Source organism: Adonisia turfae CCMR0081 (assembly GCF_011009555.1).
In the GTDB taxonomy this organism is placed as follows: Bacteria; Cyanobacteriota; Cyanobacteriia; order Phormidesmidales; family Phormidesmidaceae; genus Leptothoe; species Leptothoe turfae.
Genome location: NZ_QXHD01000004.1, coordinates 5,545,873 through 5,565,454, shown reverse-complemented (window position 1 = coordinate 5,565,454; position 19,582 = coordinate 5,545,873). Strand labels below are relative to the sequence as shown.

Genomic DNA, 19,582 nt, shown 5'->3' with positions numbered 1-19,582 from the left:
ATAACCTGATTAATCGACCCCGCCGTAACCCCTACTTTAATGCAATTGAGGACAACTCAGTAGGCTGGGTCCTAGGGCGGCCTCCCGGCCCTAGCCATGGGGGTTTGGGGAACTCGGAGGGACCCCAAGCAACCGGTTTTGGTTCCCTCCGATCATATGTCGATTCAGTATGAACGAAGTAATAAGCCTTACAGATTTTCTCTGGTGAACATGAAACAACCCTGCCCTTACCAAGGGGGGATTAAGGGGGTAAGGCAGGATTTTGAACCATCTTCCGAGATATGTGTACACGGTAGGTCTAAAACCAATATCTGGTTTTAATAACCCTGGTTAAACAAAAGGATGACGTCGGGATACTCCCTTGGGAATGCCCCGCTAGGATTGTTTATTTAAAGTCTCTCTTGTTCAGGGCAAGACGTTGATAATTATCTTCTCTAACTGGGACTTTCTTGATTTATGCGTATCTGCCCAAGCTGATCTTTAAATGATTGAGCAGAGAGGTTTTTTCCGTTTGAATAAAAAAGTGTTTGCCTGGTAACACATGGCGAGTGAATTTAGCCTGGGTCTGTGCTCTCCAAGCCCGCAGGCGGCCTCGCTGGGTGGTGGGATCTTGGGTGCCGCCAAAGGCGGTAATGGGACAGGGCAGGGGCGGCTCTTGAACATAACTGTAGGTTTCACACAGGGTGAAATCAGCCCGCAGCACCGGCAACAGCATCGCCATAAACTCTTTGTTATTGAGCACCGCTGGTGGAGTGCCCTGAAGCCGAGTGAGTTTCTCTCGAAAGGCCTGTTCAGGCAGATTGTGCACCGGCTCTTCCGGGTCGGGTAGCTGGGGCGCACGATGACCTGACACATAAAGATGGCTGGGCATCGGCAGATTGTGGCGACGACAATAGCGGGCTAGCTCAAAGCTGATCAAGGCTCCCATGCTGTGGCCAAAGAACACAAAGGGGCGATCGCAAAGGGGCAAAATCACCTGGGAGATGGCCTCCAAAACCGCGTCCCAATTGTCAAAAGGCTGTTCGGTGAGTCGGGTGCCGTGCCCCGGCAGTTCTAGGGCACACACCTCAACACTGTCGGGCAAGGACTGGCTCCACGGTTGGAAGATGCGGGCACTGCCACCGACATAGGGCAGACAAAAACAGCGTAGGGACGCATTGGGATTGGGGGTACCGCGTCGGAGCCAGCGGTTGGTATCAGGGGTGGTGATCATGGCGGGGATATGTAGAAACTAGGTTAGGGCCTGCAATTGGGAAAATTGGTGGAGCAGTTCATCCACCTGGGCTTCGGGCAGCTGATCGATCTGGTCTAGCAATTGCTGGATGTCTGAGCTTTCAAACCTGGGTAGGGGTGCGATCTCATCCACCACCGGCTGATGCTCACTTTGGTGTTGAACAATCGCTTCGGCCAGACCAGCTACCGTTGGGTTATCAAACAAGCAGCGCAGGGGAATATCCACCTGAAATTGCTGACGCAGATGGACCATAATCTGGGTGGCCAGCAGGGAATGGCCGCCCAGTTCAAAGAAGCTATCGTCAATGCCGATGGGCCGAATGCCTAAAAATGACTCCCAAATCTCCACCACCTGCTGTTCTAAGGGGGTGGTGGCCGCCTGATAGTCACCAGCTAGATCCGGGCGATCATACTGGGGACGATTGGCCTCGTCGGTGGTGGTCGCTGGCGCTGGCTGCCACTGCTGTTGGCGCGCCTTGAGGTCCCCCGTGGAGACAATCATTTGGGGCACGGTGGCATAGGCAAACAGCCGCTGCCACACGGCGCTGCCCTCCGCCGGGGTGAGGGCAAAATCGGCCATGGTTTGCCCCAGCTCTGGATGCTCGTCCGGTTGAAACCGCCAGCCATCCCAGTTAATGCTCATCCAGGGCAAGGAGTCGCCTTGGGACTGCTGCTGGGCAAAGGCATCCATAAAGTAATTGGCGGCGCTGTAGCTGGCAAAGCCTAACCCGCCTAAGACTGAGGCCAGCGATGAGCAAAGCAGTCCAAAGTCCAGGGATTTGCCCTCCAGGGCCGTCGCCAGGTTTTGTAAGCCGGTAACCTTGGCCTGAAATTGCTGCTCTAGTTCAGCGCTACCCGTTTCTGCAATCATGCGAAAGGCCTGCTCACCAACGGCACCGGCGGCGTGAATGACGCCGTTGAGGGGGCCGAAGTGGGCTTCGGTTTTTGCGATCGCACCCTCCAACTGGTCAACATCAGCCACATCAGCCGCAAGGATCAGCACCTCCACACCCGCAGCCTCCATGGCCTGAATCTGGCGAAGTTTGTCGCAGATCGGATCGGTGAGCACATTCTCTAAATAAGCGGGCCACTGAGCGCGATCCGGCAGGCTGCGTCGACTCAGCAGGGCCACCTTGGCCTGCCAGGGGGCCAGGGATGCGGCCAGGGTAAGACCCACATTCCCCAGACCGCCGGTAATGAAATAGACACCCCGTTGGCGCAGCAGCGCTGGCTCTGCCTCCGGTAAAGGCATGGGGACAAAGCGCTGTACCCACCGCAGTCCGTGGCGATAGGCCACCGTCGGTTCTTCAGCAGCCCCAGCGACCAGCTCTGCCAGCAGCACGTTTAGATCCTTGGGGCTATCGCCATCCACCGGCCAATCCACCAAGCGGCTGGTGATTTGCCGATATTCCTGGGGAATCACGGTGCAGGGGCCAAGGATGGTGGCATGGGCTGGGGACAGGGGTTCGGTGCCATTGACGTTCAAAATATTGGCGGCCAGCACCGTTAGCCGCAGATCATGGTGCCAACCGCACTGGGCTAAGGCCTGGGTCAAATACAGCAGGCTCTGGCAGCCCTGGGTCTGAATCTCGTCAAAGTCGGTCGCTGCGGCCAGACTCCAGCCGTGCAGAATTTCGGTGGGGCGGTGGTCCCCCAACCCATTGAGCAGGGCTCGATAGTCCTCAGGGCGGTGGGGATTGATCGTAAAGGTGTGCTGATCTAAGCGACTAAAGCTGTCGCCAGGGTATACCGTGACGGCGGTGTGGGCCACGGATAACCCCTGGGCAATGGCCTGGCTACGGGCGGTGTCATCCACAAACAACAGCCAGGCAGCCTCGGACGTGGTGTGGGCCACCGCCGGTCTTAGGTGAGAACGCTGCCACTCCGGTAGATAAAACCAGTCAGCCACATCGGGCTTTTTCTGTAGCATGGGCTGGGGGGCCGCAGCTAAGGGCTGCGCCTCAACCCAGTAACGCTGCCGCTCAAAGGGATAGGTGGGCAAGGGGATCCGTCGCCGCTGCTCATGGGCATAAAAGCCCTGCCAGTTAATGGTCACATTGGCGAGCCACAGCTGCCCCACCGCCGATAGCAAACAGGCGAGATCCGGCTGAGAATCTCTGGGGTGCCCTAGGGATGGAATGATCGATGGGGTTTTCAGGCCATGCTGGCGAGCCAGGGTGGTGAGGGTTTGCCCCGGTCCCACCTCCAGCAGCAGCGACCGATCATTGTTGAGGGTTTCCAAACCAGGGCGAAACTGCACCGGCTGCCGCAGATGCTGCACCCAGTAGTCTGGATCGGTGGCTTGCTCGGGGGTAATCCAGGTGCCCGTCAGGTTAGAAACCCACAGTTTTTTGGGGGGATTGAGCGCAATTTGGCTCAGCTGTTGACGAAACGGATCTAACACACCGGCCATCAGCGGTGAATGAAAGGCATGGGAGGTTTTGAGCAACCGGCAAGGAATTTCCTGGGCCTCTAGCTGCTGCTGATAGAGGGCGATGGCCTCAATTGGCCCAGCCACGACACATAGCTCGGGGGCATTGTCCGCTGCCAACACCAGATCCGTCGGCAGCTGGGCTGCAATTTGGCTAGCGGATTGGGCCACACTTAGCATGGCTCCCTCTGGCTGCTGGGCCATTAACCGACCGCGCCATGCCACCAGGGGCAGCAGGGTGTCTAAATCCGCCACCCCCGCCAGACAGGCAGCGACATATTCCCCGAGACTATGGCCGATAAACGCCTTGGGGGTAACGCCCCACTCTTGCCACAGCTGGGCCAGGGCATATTCCACCAGAAAGAGTGCGGGCTGAGCGATGTCGGTGCGGCAAATCTGTTCCGTTGCTTCGGCCATCTGGCCATCGTCTGGGTAGAGGATCTGCCGAATATCTAGACCCAGGTGGGGCTGCAGCAGTTCGGCTCCGCGATCAATCACCTGGCGGAAACGGGGCTCCGTTTCGTAAAGCTGTTGCCCCATGCCCACGTGCTGGGCTCCCTGGCCTGGTAGCAGAAATACCACCTGGGGGACGGTGTCAGGGGCGGTGTTGGATTTGAATCGCTGGGAGGTGGCTCCGTTGAGAACGGTGAGGGCATCGGTGCGATCGCAACACACCATCATCCGCCGATGCGCAAAGGCCTGACGCCCCACCTGGAGAGTATGGGCTGCATCGGCTAAATCCACTTGTTCTAACGCCGTACCTAACTGCTGAGTCGCTGCGGTCAGCGCCGTCTCGGTTTTAGCCGACCACAGCAACAGCTGCCAGGGACGGGAGGCACTAGTGGCCGCCACCGGAGGCGCTTCCTCCACAATCACATGGGCGTTGGTGCCCCCCATGCCAAAGGAACTCACACCTGCTCGCCTGGGGCTATTGGACTGCTCGGGCCAGGGCCGTAGCTGATCGTTGACGTAAAACGGACTGTGGTCAAAGTCAATCTGCGGATTTGCCGATTCAAAATGCAAACTGGGGGGAATCTGTCGCTGCTTTAGCGACAGCAAGGTTTTAATCAACCCCGCCGCCCCGGCCGCTGCATCCAGGTGGCCAATATTTGTTTTCACCGACCCCAGGGCGCAGTAGCCCTGCTGCGCCGTTTGAAATGCCTGGGTCAAAGCGGCCACTTCTATGGGGTCACCCAAAATTGTCCCTGTACCGTGGGCCTCAATATATTGAATGCTCTCCGGCTCCACCTCCGCCACCTGCTGGGCTGCCCGAATCACCGTCGCCTGCCCTTCAATGCGGGGAGCCGTGTAGCTCATTTTGGCGGAGCCGTCGTTATTGATGGCGGACCCCTTAATCACGCCATGGATCGTATCGCGATCCGCCAGGGCATCCTCTAGACGCTTGAGCACCAGCATCCCGGCCCCGCTGCCGCCCACCGTGCCCTTGGCACTAGCATCAAAGGCGCGGCAGTGACCGTCCGGGGAGGAAATCCCCCCCTCCTGATAGACATATCCCCCCTTTAGGGGCATCCGAATCGAAACCCCACCCGCCAGAGCCAGATCGCATTCGCCGCTAAGCAGGGCCTGGTTCGCCAGGTGAACCGCCACCAGCGCTGTAGAACAAGCCGTTTGCACATTCACACTCGGCCCCTGCAAATTCATCAAATAGGAGGTCCGCGTGGTTAGAAACTCCCGACCATTGCCCAGCACCAGGGGAAACTGGCCCACGGTCTGCATCAGATGGGGGTTGCTGTAGAGATTAAATAAATAGCTGCTAAGGGTGGCACCGCCGTATATGCCGATGGCTCCCCCAAACCGTTGCGGGTCGTATCCAGCGGTTTCTAGGGCGGCCCAGGCGGTTTCTAAAAATACCCGCTGTTGGGGGTCAAGGATTTCGGCATCGCGGGGGCTGAGGCCAAAGAACCCGGCATCAAATACATCGGCATTTTCAAGAATGGCGCGGGCTTTGACATAGTTAGGCTGCTTCACCGTTGCCGCCTCAATGCCCGCATCCAGCAGTTCCTCCTCCGAAAAGAAGGAGACCGATTCCACGCCGTTTTGTAGGTTGTGCCAAAAATCAGGCAGGGTGGGGGCACCGGGAAAGCGACCGGCCATCCCAATAACGGCGGTTTCTAAGCCCGTGTAGTGAGTCGTCATGGTGAGTCTGAAATAAGGGAGATCAACTTAAGTCAAGAAATTTCGGCTAGGGCGGAAGGCGGAAGGCGGAAGGCGGAAGTAAGAAGTAAAAGGGAGATCATTCCGAATTCCGAACTCCGAATTCCTTAGGAAACCGTCTCGCTTTGTGTTGTTACCTGAAATAAGCATTGGAACTAGCGAGATGTGGAGGCTTGACGGCGCTGCCGCTGTTGCTGCAGACGGGATTTTCCTTGCTGCCGCTGGGGAGCAGCTGCTGGCATCGGCTCAGCTGGAGTCTGGGTGCTAAGGAATTCAGCAAAGTCATGCACCGTGGGATACCGGAACAGATCCATTAGCTCAAACGATGCCTTTAGCTCTGTCTGCAGTCGGTGATGCAGCTGCATCAGTCCCAGGGAATCTCCCCCCAGGTCAAAGAAGCTGTCATGGATGCCTACGTCCAGATGCAGCAGCTCCTGCCAGATGCGCACAATGGTTTGTTCCTGCTCCGATTGGGGACCGGCATAGGCCACGGGCAGGGATGGGCGCTCGCTACTGGGGGCGGGCAGCTGCCGCCGGTCGAGTTTGCCGTTGGGGGTGAGGGGAAATGCGGGCAGAGTCACCATGGCGGCGGGCACCATGTAGTCCGGCAGTTTGCCCTTGAGCCACTGGCGCAGTTCCCCTTCGCTGAGGGGGGCATCGCGATAGACGGTGTAGGCCACTAGTCGCGGCTGAGCCGGTGGGTCATGGCGCAGGATTACCGTTGCTTCCCGGATTGCCGGATGCTGGTTGATTGCTGCCTCAATTTCCCCTAGCTCAATGCGAAAACCGCGCAGCTTCACCTGATTGTCCAAGCGGCCCAGATAATCGAGATCGCCGTCGGAGCGCCACCGCACCTGATCGCCTGTCCGATACATTTTTCCTAGATGCGGGTCAAACGGATTTTCTAAAAAGCGCTCTGCCGTTAGCTCTGGGCGATTTAGATAGCCCAGGGATACCCCGGCACCGGCCACATATAGCTCCCCTGGCACCCCCACCGGCACCAGCTGTCGGTGCTGATCGAGGACATAGAGGGCCAAGTCAGGAATGGGACCGCCAATCATACTGGTGGAGGCAAGGGCATCCTCTTGGCGCAGGGGCCGGTAGGTGACATGCACCGTCGTTTCGGTAATGCCGTACATGTTCACTAGCTGGGGGGTGCGATCGCCATGGCGTTCAAACCAGGGTCGGAGGCTGGGTAAATCCAGGGCTTCCCCACCAAAAATCACCCATTTGAGCGCTAAGGGGGCCTGGACCACTTCGTCTATGGCCATGAGTTGACGGAACGCCGTTGATGTCTGGTTCAGCACCGTCACCCCGGTCTGCTGTAAATACTGGTAAAACGTCTGGGGTGACCGGCTGATCTCATAGGGCACGATCACCAGCTGGCCGCCATGGAGTAGGGCTCCCCACGTTTCCCAAACCGCGAAGTCAAAGGCAAAGGAATGGAATAACGGCCAAATATCCTCATGGGAAAACTGAAACCACTGCTGCGTGGCCGTAAATAGGCGCACCACTTCGCCATGGCGCACCATCACCCCTTTGGGCTGTCCGGTGGAGCCGGAGGTATAGATCACGTAGGCCAGCTGCCCTGGCTGAGGGGTGGGTAGCGTTAGCTGGCTGGACTGCTGGTTAATCACTTCAGCATCGCGGTCCAGGCAGACGCTGACCTCAGGCGCTAACCCTAGCCGTTCGATTTCTGCCGCTAGCGTCACGACCACCGTTGGCTCCGCGTTGGATAAAACCCAGCGCAGCCGCTCGGTGGGATAGCTGGGGTCCAACGGCACATAGGCCCCCCCCGCTTTAAGAATACCGAGGGCGGCCACGATTAAATCTAAACTCCGGGGCAAACATAGCGCCACTCGGGTCTCGGCGGTCACCCCCTGCTGGGCGAGATAGTGGGCCAGCTGAGTGGAACGTCGATCGAGGTCTTGATAGGTGAGGGTGCGATCGCCATCTAAAAGGGCCACGGCATCGGGACGCTGTTCCACATGGGTGATAAAGCGCTCCACCAGCCCTGGCTGCTTGGGAAAACTCCCCTGGGCCTGGCCCCAGCTGAGTAGCTGCGATCGCTCAGCCTCTGTCATCCAAGGCAGCTCTCCGAGGGCTGCGGTGCCATGGTCAGGGATGGCCTTGAGCAGGCAGGCCAGCTGCCCCAGTAGCCGCTCGATACTATCGGCCTCAAACTGCTGCGGGTCGTATAGCCCCTGCAGTTCCAGTCCCCCCGGAGCCGCCGTCGGATCCGTCAGGGCGACGATGGTTAAGGGGTAGTGGGTACGCTCGGTGGTGTAGATATCGCTGATTTTAGCCTGCTGGTTGGTGGCCGCCTCCTGGGAAACCGCCTGTAGCTCTGGGTCCACCGGGTAGTTTTCAAACACCACAATACTGTCAAACAAAGCGGTGCCAGGGGGCACCTCGCTCCAGCGCTGCACCTGGGTGAGCGGGCTATATTCGTACTGCCGCAGGCTGGCCTGCTGCCCCTGAATAGACTGCAGCCAGGGCACTAAGGGCTGATCAATATCCACCGATACGCGGGCGGGCAGCGTGTTGATAAATAGCCCCACCATGGCCTCAGCCCCTGGTAAATCTGGGGGACGTCCGGCGGAGGTCACCCCAAACACCACATCGGTTTCGTCGCTATAGCGGCTGAGTAAAAGGCCCCAGGCCCCCTGCACCAACGTATTTAAGGTGAGCTGATGTTGGCGGACAAAGGTTTTGAGCGTCTGTGTCAGTTCAGGGCTAATCAGGTGGGTGGCATTGGCGATGTCTGAGGTGCCCGCCGACTGCTTGAGGGTGCGGGGAATGCCCAGGGGTGTGGGGGCGATGAATCCCTGGAGATGCGATCGCCAAAAGTTTTCTGCCTGAGCTAAATCTTGCCGCTGGAGCCAGGCCACATAGTCGCGGTAGGGCGGTGCTGGTGTGAGGGTGGGTGCCTGGTTCTGCCGTAGGGCCTCGTATCGAGTCAGTACAGCCTTCAGCACTAAGCTGGTAGACCAGCCATCCAGCAGCAGGTGATGCTTACTCCAAATGCAGTGATAGGTGGTGTCGGCCCAGCGGATTAATGTCAGCCGCATCAGGGGGGCCTGGGAAAGGGTAAATCCCTGCTGTCGATCCTGCTGGATCCAGGTCTCTAGCTCTTGCTGTTGCTCAGCGGTGGACCGGTCTCGCCAATCCAGCTGAGTCAATGGCAGCGCCACTTTTTGACGAACAAGCTGGATTGGCTTTTCCAAGCCTTCCCAAACAAAGGCCGTGCGCAGAATGGAATGCTGCTTCAGGGTTTGTTCCCAGGCCTGACAAAAGGTGTCGATGGCCAGATCGCCCTGGAGGGTAAAGCCAAACTGGGTGCAGTACATGCCCTCATTGGGGGCCATTAAACTGTGGAATAAAATACCCTGCTGGGTGGGGGTCAGTTCGTACAGGTCTTCGAGATTATCTACTTTTTGCATGGTTTAACCCTCCCCACTGGTTTGCAGCTGAGCTAGCACCTGATCGAGGGCCGTCTGACTTAGGTTGGCTTGGGGAAAATCGGAGGGGGTATAGCCGCCAGCCTCATTAGAGGTGCAGTGGGCAATCAGTGCTCTTAATGCGGCCATGGTTTGCTCGGCTACCTGGGCAATGGTTTCCCGCCGATGGCACTGATCGCTGTAGGTCCAGGCCAGCTGCAGCTGACCGGACAACACCCGGCCATTAATCTCAATCACATGGCGTCGCGGTGTCTGAGGGTCTCGGCTGCGGCCCTCGGGTTCTGGAGCCAAACCAAACAAACTGGCCTCGGGCAGGCTGCTGTCAAACTGGCCCAGGTAGTTGAAGACTAAGTCAGGCTCTGGGTGCTTTTGGCCTGCGGCACTGAGGTAGCGCCCAACGCCGTAATCTAGGGGCCTGCCGGGGCGACGCAGCTGTTCTTTAATGGCCATCAGCGCCGCTCCAGGACTGGGGTCCGCAGGCAGTGTCAGCTGCACTGGGAAGATGGCGGTGAACCAGCCAACGGTGCGGGAGAGATCCAGCTGGCCGTCAAAATCATCGCGGCCATGGTTCTCTAGCTCAATCATTAGGGACGATTGCTGGGTCCATGGGGCCATCCCTTGCAGCAATGCCGTTAGCAGTACGTCATTGATCTGGCTCTGGTAGGCCTTGGGCACCTCCCGTAACAGGGCCTGGGTTTCGGTGACATCCAGACTGAGGGCCAGTGTGCGTGCAGAGGCCACTGTGTTGTTGCCGTCGGTAAAGTCCAGGGGTAGAGTGGCCGTGTTTGGAGCGAGCTGGGTCTGTTGCAGGTCCGCTGATTGACTGTAGGTGATCAGGTGTTCGCCCCACTGTTGGAAGGAGGTGGTTTTGGGGGGCAGTGCGATCGCAACTCCACTTTGCAGCTGGCCATAAACCGTCTGTAAATCCTCCAGCAGCACCCGCCAAGATACACCGTCGATCACTAGATGGTGCACCACCACTAATAATCGGGCCGAGCGGGCAGGGCCAAAGTCAAACCAGGCGGCCCCCATCAGCGGTCCATCGGTAATATTTAATGAAGTTTGCAAGGCGTCGGCGTGGGTCACAATCTGGGTTTCCACGTCGGCATCAGCGCAGCCTGTCTGATCGATCCGCTGCAGCGAAAGCGGCCTGTGGTCTCCATGCACCGCCTGCCAGCGATTGTCTTGACGCTGGAACCGTAACCGCAGGGCATCGTGATGCTGGCTCAGATGATTGAGCGCTTGCTCCAGTAAATCTGGGTTGAGAGACTCTCGTGCCTCCAGCAAGAGGGCCTGGTTCCAGTGATTGCGATTATCAACTGCCTGCTCAAAGAAGCGATGTTGAATCGGGGTGAGGGGGGCCACACCGCTCATGGGGCCTTGCTCCGCCTTGGCCGCTGTGGCGGTGCCCGCGACGGCGGCTAGGCCCGCAACGGTTTGATGATCAAAGAGTTGGCGGGGGGTGAGCTGTAGACCGGCCTGGTTGGCCCTGGCAATCACCTGAATGCTCAGAATGGAGTCCCCACCCAATTCAAAAAAGTTGTCGTGGATGCCGATAGTCTCCGTCCGCAACAGGTCTTGCCAGATGGCCACCAGTTGTTTTTCAGCATCGCTGCTGGGAGCCGTCTGCTCAACCGCCGAACCACGATTGGGGGCAGGCAATGCCTGGCGGTCAATTTTACCGTTGGCGGTGAGGGGAAAACTCCGTAATGGCACCACCGCTGCTGGCACCATGTAGTCAGGCAGTTTTGTCGCTAGATATGTTCGCAGGTCTTCTACAGACGTGGTCGGGGCAATCGCATAGGCCACCAGTTGGGGCGTCTCGGTCTCTTTGCGTAACAGAACGATCGCCTGTTGAACAGCCAGATGCTGTTGCAGTACGGCGGCTATTTCTCCCAGTTCAATGCGAAAGCCCCGCAGCTTAATTTGGTCATCAATGCGACCCAAAAATTCTAGCTGGCCACTGGGTAAGTGACGCGCCCGATCGCCGGTGCGATAGAGCCGTCCCGGTGCAAAGGGATTGGTGATATATCGCTCTGTAGTTAGGTCGGGGCGATTGAGATAGCCTCGACTAACAGCCGCACCACCCACATAAATCTCACCGGGAATACCCACCGGCACTGGCTGATGGTGAGGGTCCAAGACATAAACCTGGATGTTGGGCAGCGGCTGACCTAGGGGCAGGGTGGTGGCTGGCTCGAAGTGCTCGGGCACAGTATAGGTCAGCACCCCAACGGTGGTTTCAGTGGGGCCGTAGTGATTTAACAGTTTAAGCTGGGGCCGATAACGGCGTATCTCTGCGACCAGGGATCCTGGGGCGGCTTCTCCACCCAGTACTAAACAGTGATGGGGCAGCCAGACGGCGGCAGATTCATCACTGAGCAAGGCCCCGAGATGGGACGGCACAATTTTTAAACAATCGAGGGGATATTGACGACAGTAGTCGGCAAGGGCACTAGGCTGTAGGGCTCGATCATCATCAATCAGGTGTAAACAGCCGCCGGTACACAGGGCTGCAAACAACACGGTATTACCTAAATCTGCGGCCACACTGGACACTAGACCATAGTGGGCATCGGCCTCTAGACCCAACTGGGGTAATATACCCTGCACATAGTTGAGGATGTGGCGATGTTCAACGGCCACCCCCTTAGGCTGTCCTGTTGAACCAGAGGTGTAAATCACGTAGGCCAGATGTTCGGGATCTGTCTGGTGAAGCAAGTTCTCGGTATCTGTTTTATCCCAGGGGGTATCTAGACAATGGGTGGGAACAGTCTCGGGCATGCGATCGCACCATTCTGACCAAGTCAATACCTGTACTACAGCTGCATCTTGGCAAATAGTTTGGAATCGTTCGGTGGGCAGATGGGGGTCTAGGGGCAGGTATGCGCCTCCAGCTTTGAGAATACCCAGAATGGCAACAACCCAGTCGAGACAACGGGGGAGGGCCACCGCCACCACACTCTCCGACGTTACCCCTTGCTGCTGTAACATTTTGGCCAACTGGTTAGCCCGACTATTAAGCTGGCCATAGGTTAAACAATCTGCTTCAAACCGCACAGCCGGATGATTAGGCGTTTGCACTGCCTGGGCCTCAAACCACTGATGTAGGCTGGTATAGCCGCAGGGCTGGCTGGTGGCTTGATTAAAGTCCACCAGTAAGGCTTGTCGCTCCGGTGCACTGAGTAACGGCAGCTGCGAAATTGTCATCTCCGGTGCAGCTATTGCTGCTATCATCAGGGTTTGCCAGTGGTTCTGAATCTGTTGAATAGCCCATAACTCTAAACGGCTAGCGTCGTAGAGCCAGTCTAGGGTGAGGGTGTTTGCTGCGGACCGACACACTAGCTTTAACATGGAGGGTTCTAGCAGAGCGTTGGCTGCCATAACCTTCACAGGAGAGAGAGTTTCTAGAGAGAACTCGTCTGGGGAAGCTGACTGCATACCAAAGCTCATGGGAAACCAGCCAGCTTCATCCTGCACGTTTTCCCAGGCAAAACAATCCTGCCAGGGTTTAATTTCTTCTAGTTTCTGATGAACGTGAGCGACAAGCGTGGCAAAACTTTGGTTGGGCTGCAGGTCTACCTGTAGCGGCAGATCGCGGGTTAATGGGCCACAGGCCGTTTGCAGCTCTTCATAATGCTGACGGGCATCACAGCTATAACCCAAGGTGAATGTCGATTGTTCAGTGAGTCGCGCGATTAAAATCTGCCAGAGTGTCAGACACACCTCATCTACTGTCACTCCCTGCTGATCTGCCCAGAGATACAGGGTTTGGGTTTGCTCCACCGGCAACACAACAGAATGGACCTGGAGGTGAACGGTGTCAGCCACAGTAGAGTCCGCTGACCGCTCCAAAGGTAGTCGTTGTATTACCTGTTCCAAATTGCTTGAGCGTCGCCAGTAGCTACGTCCGGCGGCGGTATCTTCCCCTGCCAACAGATCGGTCTGCCACTCGGCTAGATCAGCGTATTGCAGTGGGGGCTCCTGATTGATCTGCGAGGTTTCTCCAGGGGTTTCTCCATAGAACTGCTGGAATTCGTTGGCTAACAGTGACAGGGTGGCACCATCGGCACACAGCGCTGGCAAATTAAATAGCAACTCATCGTACTCCCCTCGCTGAATCCAGTGCACTTGAAACAGGGGGCCTTTCACCCAGTCAAACGACTGCGCCAACAGGGTTTGCACCTGGGCTTCTACGACCTCAGTCGACAGGGTTGCATCATTATGCTGCGTCAGTACCGACTGACTCGACAGGGTTTCTGCAATTACCTGTAGTGGCATTGTCATCCCCGGCAGGGTGGAAAAGGTCGTACGCAGAATTTCATGTCGATCAATCAGCTGTTGTAGGGCTGTAGAAAGCTTTGCGGCAGCATAGGGCTGGGGCGATCGCAACCGTAGCGAAGCGCGAAAGGGCTGTCCAGGATAGCGTTGCTGTAGTCGCCATAAACGTTGCTGCTGGGGAGAAAGACGATAACCTGCAATTTCAGACGGAGGGGGGGCTTGGGTAATTTGCATAGGATCTACGCTGATGGTTAGAGAAAGATATTAGGAAACAAAAAACGAACAGTTAGTCAGCGACCCCTGCAAGGTTTTGGTGAGGTTGGGCCATGCCCACCAACACCTTGCGAGGGCCACTATAGGGAGTACGTCCGTGGGCCGCCAACATGTTGTCGAGCAGCAACACATCCCCTTGTTGCCAGGGAAACATCACCGTATGGGCCTGGTAGGCCGCGCGAATAATGGCGACATCGGCCTCATCCAGGGCCGAACCATCGCCGTAGTATGCGTTGCGTGGTAAATCTGCTTCGGCGATATCAGCTAACAACCCTTCACGCACCGCTGGCTCCAGGTTAGAAATATGAAATAAATGGGCTTGATTAAACCAAACCCAGTCTCCGGTGTGGGGATGACGGGCCACCGCCTGACAGATCTGCTGGGTGCGGAGACGGTTGCCGTTGCCCCAACTCCAGGTCATGCCGTTGGCCTGACAAAACGCTTCCACCGCCGCCGGATCGTCCGTTTGAAATACGGTTTGCCAGGGCAAATCGAGGGAGCCACCATAGTTACGCACATAGAGGATTTGTTGTTGTTGCCAGCGCGATCTCAAATCTGTTGGCAGGGCCTGATAGACCTGACGGCTGTCGGCAATGGGCGTCATCCCCCCCGAGACAGCAGGCTGGACACAGAGAAACGCAATTTTGAGGGGCCACTGACGGCTATAGGCCATTTCGTTGTGCAACGGAATGGTCTGGCTGGCCGGATATTCTGTTGAGGTATACACCTTGCCACTCACCTGGGTGCGTGGCGTAGAGCGGTAGGCGTAGTCCAACAGATTGTCACTGAGCACGTTCAAAAACTGTTCTAACCCCAGGGTATCTGCGCTGTCAAAACCACGAAATAACAGTCCACCATGGTGATGGAGTTTAGTCTCAATCCAATCTCGCTGGGTCTCAGCCCAGGCAGCCAAGTTGAGGGAACCCTGGGTGGGTCGCACCACCAGCGGTAGCCGCCGGTCGGCAGCCAAGGTCTGAGCTGTAATTAAAGATTCCGAAGAGACCTGAACCGAGCGGCGACGAATGCCAGTCAACCGCTGACGAGAAGAAAAAGTCATAGGGCTAGGAAGTAAAGGATTGACGGCGGGTGCCTCTAAGCTTTTGCCGCTGGGTCGATAACAGCGCTCGTTTTTGTTCCAGCATTTTTTGCTGCTGTCGCTGTTGTAAGTGTTGGACCAGGTCTGCAATTGACTGGTCGGGATCGCGGGCAATGTCGGTCAGGAGATCTTCATAGCCACGGGCTAGCCGAGCCACTGTAGCCGATTCAAAGAGATCGGTGCTGTACTCCAATGCCCCCTGTAATCCCTGGGGACTTTTCCATAGACCTAGCTTCAGGTCATGCTTAGCGGTGCCCAAGTCAATCTCAATCGGTTCTAGGGTCAGCCCCGGAAACGACACCGTGGTGACTGGATCGTCCTGGAGATAAAACCAAACCTGATATAGCGGTGTTTGACTTAGATCCCGTTCGGGTTGAAGTTCATCCACCAGTTTTTCAAAGGGTAAATCCTGATGGGCATAGGCATTGACTGCCTGGTCGCGCACTCGCTGTAGCCATTGACAAAAGGACAGCTTGTCGTCGATTTCGGCACCCAGTACCAGCGTATTGGTAAAAAAGCCAATCAGGTTAGCCACTTCCGGGCGATCTCGGTTAGCAATGGGGGTACCCACTCGAATTGTGGCCTGCTGGGCATAGTCATATAGCAATACCTGAAAGGCGGCCAGGGTGGTCATAAACAGAGTGGCATTTGTCTGCTGGCTCAGCGTTTGCAGCTGGGCTGTGAGTTCTGGCGATATCCCTAGGGAATGTCGGTGGCCGCGGTGGCTGCGCACGGCAGGGCGGGGAAAGTCGGTGGGTAGGCTGGGCAACACCGGCGGAGAGAGTTGAGTACGCCAGTAGTTAAACTGTTTTTCTAAAATGTCTCCCTGCAAAAACTGTCGCTGCCAGACGGCAAAATCAGCATATTGAATGGGCATAGGGGGGAGCTGAGCCTGTTGCCCCCGTTGATGGGCATTGTACAGAATGGCTAACTCCCGGATTAACACTTCCATGGACCAGCCGTCAGAAATAATGTGGTGCAGCGTGAGCAGTAGTACGTGGGTCTCGGTCTGTAATTGGATCAGATGAGAGCGCACCAATCCATCTTGCTCTAAATCAAAGGGCTGTTGCACCAGCTTAAGCGCCTGGGATTGAATGGCCGCTGTTGGGTCCGCTGATGGTAAATCTTGCCAATCTAGCTGGGTCAACGAGACAGCCCCCGTGGGCTGCACCCGCTGATAGGGTTGACCATCCACCAGCACAAAACGCGTCCTTAGGGATTCATGACGCTGCACCAAATCCTGCCAGGCACACTTTAATGCGGCTACATCCAGGTCGCCCCGCAGCCGCACCGTGGCCATCATTGTGTAGGCCGGATTACCCGGTTGCAACTGGTCCAGAAACCATAGTCGCTGTTGGGCAAAAGACAGCGGGAATGTATTGGGATGTTGAAGGTGAGATCGCAGCAGGGTCGCTAGCTGCGATCGCTTATCGGATAGCTGGGCAATGGCTGGCCGAAGTGTGGAAGTCATAACCTTTAAAAAGAATAATTCTCGATAACTTTGAGGCTAAAAATCCATAAATTCAGGTGCGTGAGCAAAGTCAACAAGCTCAATCACCCTCTAACCTGATTTCACTAAAAACTTTCAATGCTTTTTTCAGAAAGAACTTTGTCGAATAGACACAAACGGATTTAAGATCTGAAACGTAGCAACGTCAGGACATGCATCCTTAATTAACTCATGTATGTCCACCAAACAAATGGAAAACCATGCAATAGCAGGCTAGTCTTAAACAAGAATCTTTGTCAATAGAATTATTTTACACGCCATTTGCCATGAATCTTATTTCACTGTTGTTGCGCACATCCCCTATGGCAATGGTCATAGCTATCGTGGCTGGGGGGGTAAGTGGTGGTGGCAGTGCTCGTCTAGTGGCCCTGGTTAACGAAGTTATAGCGGGTCGTCAAGCAACAACGGCATCCTTTTTTTTGGGCTTTTTAGGGCTACTGGCCATTGTTTTGGTGGCCGGCTATCTATCACAGCTACTCTTGATTCGCCTGGGTCAGGGGGCTCTGCTGCACCTGCGGCTGATGCTAGCCCGCCAGCTGCTAGACTGCCCGTTACGTCAGCTCGAAGATCTAGGCAGCCATCGTCTATTTGCCTCGCTCACAGCAGATGTTGAAACCATTGCCTCGGCATTTACAGTGGTGCCTTTTCTCTGTATCGACTTAGCCATCGTGGGCGGTTCTCTGCTGTATTTAGGCTGGCTATCGGTACCGTTGCTACTAATTATGGTTGCATTTTTGCTCTTAGCAACCGTCACTTATCAGCTGATTGCCCGACGCGCTCGACGCTTTTTGGTCAAGGCCCGTAACGAACAAGACCGATTATTCAAACACCTGCGCGGCCTGATTCACGGCATGAAAGAACTCAAACTGCACCAGCAGCGACGACAGGTTTTTCTAACCGATGAATTGCAACAGACAGCCACCACATATCGCCGTTTTACCGTCTGGGGCATGGGCATCTTTGCCGGAGCCGCTAGCTGGGGGCAGCTAATTTTCTTTGCCGTTATTAGCGTCTTTTTGTTTGTTATCCCCCAGTTCAGCGCCCTGGATATGACGCTGTTCTCTAGCTACGTGTTGACCGTTATTTATCTCAACGGTCCCCTCGAAAATTTAATGCGACGCCTGCCAATTCTGAGCCGAGCCAGTGTGGCCCTAGACAAAGTAGAGTCCTTTGGTTTTATGCTTAACCAGTTTCCAGAACTTCCTAGTATAGAGTCCCTATCTCCATCGTGGCAGCATCTGGAACTGAAAAACGTAGTCCATCACTATGACCGGGGAGCCGATACGACTCCATTCACCGTAGGCCCCATCAACCTGGCATTCAAACGACCAGAAGTGGTGTTTCTCATTGGTGGCAATGGCAGTGGTAAATCCACACTGGCAAAGCTGATTACGGGTCTATATCCTCCGAGTTCAGGCCAGATTATCCTGGATGGCAACCGGATTACTGATGCCAATCGAGAAGCCTACCGACAACAGTTTTCCGCGATTTTCGCTGATTTTTATCTGTTTGACCGCCTCCTGGCCCTGGACAACCCCCAACAGATTGAACAAGCCAACGCCTATTTGCAGGCCTTGCAGCTCGCTCACAAAGTTCACATCCAGGATGGCAAGCTGTCCGACATCGATCTCTCCCAGGGGCAACGCAAACGCCTGGCACTCCTGACCACCTATCTAGAAGATCGGCCCGTGTACCTGTTTGATGAATGGGCTGCCGATCAGGACCCCCATTTTAAGACCGTGTTCTATACCCAAATTTTGCCTGAACTCAAGCGCCAACAAAAGCTAGTCTTAGCCATTACCCACGATGATAAATATTTTCATCTAGCTGATCGTATACTCAAGTTAGAGAGCGGTCAGTTAGCCGATAGTTCAATGGCAAAAGTCCTTTCATAAAAGGGTTATGGTAAATTCATCCAGGAACGGAAGATAGTTTAATTATTGCAATACTTTCTCATTTAAACTATCTTGACTTTTTATGGGTCTAGACCGACTTAGGAGTTAAAGCAAAACCAATGTTGGAGGAGATGCGCTATATCAAAAGGCTGCTACCAGCCATCATCGCGTTGGTGCTAGTTGTTGCCTGTGGTGGGTCATCCCCCACAACTCAGCTGGTCATCCCAGAGCAGGGACACGCTGTCGAAACCGCATTAGGTGAGGTGATTGTTCCCCAATCACCCCAGCGGGTGGTAGTGCTGTCTCAGAATGCGCTTGATAACAGTCTGGCCCTGGGGATTAAGCCCATTGCCTCTACCTATTCAGGATTTCCCCAGCGCTCCAACTACGGCAATTTTGCCAGCTATTTGGCAGATAAAAGCGACGGAATTGTCAATATCGGCCATTCATCTCAACCTAATTTTGAAGCTATCCTGGAGCTAAAGCCAGACCTGATTTTGAGTAATGTAGAGGACCACCGTACCTTCTATAATACGCTCTCCCAAATTGCCCCAACGGTACTGGTTGAGACCCGCGCCGATGCCATTACCACCTATGCTACGGCCTTGGGTAAACCAGAACAGGGGCAAGCACTGATTCAAGATTTTCAGGCTAGGGTTCAAGACTTTCGGCAACAGATGGGTGATCGCCTGGAAACCACTGAAGTTTCCGTGCTACGATTTCGCCCCGATCAGGTGCGCTTATATATGCGGAATTCATTTTGTGGCTACATTTTAGAGCAGGTGGGGCTGCCTCGCCCACCGTCTCAGGCCAAGGCAAAATTTTACGAAACGGTTAGCCTCGAAGCCATTCCCGCTATGGATGGGGATGTTATTTTTTACTTTCAAGACAATCCTCAAAACTCCATGGCTCAAAAGGTCACTCGCCATCCCCTCTGGCAACAGCTTGGGGCAGTACAACAAGAGAAAGTATATCCAGTATCCTTTGATACTTGGTTTTTGGGAAATGGGATTTTGGCAGCTAACGCGTTGTTAGATGATTTGTTCAAATACTTAGTTGATACCCCAGTGTGATGTCATCCCAATCCATTACCACTTGCCCCGACATCGATCTCTGTGCTGTGTTTTCTAAGCACAGCGGTGAAGATCCGATCGGATCAGCCCCGGAGTGCGATCGCTACCTCATTGTTGAGGTGCCCATGCCCTGGGGACGTAATGTGCTACAGAG

8 protein-coding genes are annotated in these 19,582 nt (G+C 55.5%); 2 read left to right on the top strand and 6 right to left on the bottom strand.

Translation table 11 applies throughout. The features are described 5' to 3' along the window. Positions 1 to 454 precede the first annotated feature (454 nt). The 6 genes from DXZ20_RS27670 to DXZ20_RS27645 all read right to left on the bottom strand — a co-directional run bounded on the left by DXZ20_RS27670 (position 455) and on the right by DXZ20_RS27645 (position 16,421). Positions 455 to 1,213 (bottom strand): thioesterase II family protein, encoded by a 759-nt coding sequence (locus tag DXZ20_RS27670; protein ID WP_163702308.1) that lies wholly within the window; start codon positions 1,211 to 1,213, stop codon positions 455 to 457. Between the two features lie 18 nt (positions 1,214 to 1,231). Further along, positions 1,232 to 5,821 carry a type I polyketide synthase gene (locus DXZ20_RS27665; protein ID WP_163702306.1) on the bottom strand — a complete coding sequence of 1,530 codons (4,590 nt, stop codon included), beginning with the start codon at positions 5,819 to 5,821 and terminating at the stop codon, positions 1,232 to 1,234. 173 nt (positions 5,822 to 5,994) lie between these two features. Then, positions 5,995 to 9,282, bottom strand: a complete 3,288-nt coding sequence (locus DXZ20_RS27660) for a non-ribosomal peptide synthetase (protein ID WP_163702304.1) — start codon at positions 9,280 to 9,282, stop codon at positions 5,995 to 5,997. Positions 9,283 to 9,285: 3 nt separating this feature from the next. Beyond that, on the bottom strand, positions 9,286 to 13,815 hold the full coding sequence (locus DXZ20_RS27655; protein ID WP_163702301.1) for a non-ribosomal peptide synthetase: 4,530 nt from the start codon (positions 13,813 to 13,815) through the stop codon (positions 9,286 to 9,288). Between the two features lie 52 nt (positions 13,816 to 13,867). Next, positions 13,868 to 14,911 (bottom strand): TauD/TfdA family dioxygenase, encoded by a 1,044-nt coding sequence (locus tag DXZ20_RS27650; RefSeq protein WP_163702299.1) that lies wholly within the window; start codon positions 14,909 to 14,911, stop codon positions 13,868 to 13,870. Between the two features lie 4 nt (positions 14,912 to 14,915). Continuing rightward, entirely contained in the window at positions 14,916 to 16,421 is a 1,506-nt protein-coding gene (locus tag DXZ20_RS27645) for a condensation domain-containing protein (RefSeq protein ID WP_163702297.1), read from the bottom strand. Positions 16,422 to 16,726: 305 nt separating this feature from the next. Between DXZ20_RS27645 and DXZ20_RS27640 the strand changes: the two genes are divergently transcribed. Both DXZ20_RS27640 and DXZ20_RS27635 read left to right on the top strand, forming a co-directional pair. Next, complete coding sequence (locus DXZ20_RS27640; protein ID WP_163670526.1) at positions 16,727 to 18,355, top strand: cyclic peptide export ABC transporter; 1,629 nt, start codon at positions 16,727 to 16,729, stop codon at positions 18,353 to 18,355. A gap of 131 nt (positions 18,356 to 18,486) precedes the next feature. Next, the gene (locus DXZ20_RS27635; RefSeq protein ID WP_163670524.1) at positions 18,487 to 19,428 is read left to right on the top strand and encodes an ABC transporter substrate-binding protein; all 942 of its coding nucleotides are present in this window, start codon (positions 18,487 to 18,489) and stop codon (positions 19,426 to 19,428) included. Positions 19,429 to 19,582: the final 154 nt, after the last annotated feature.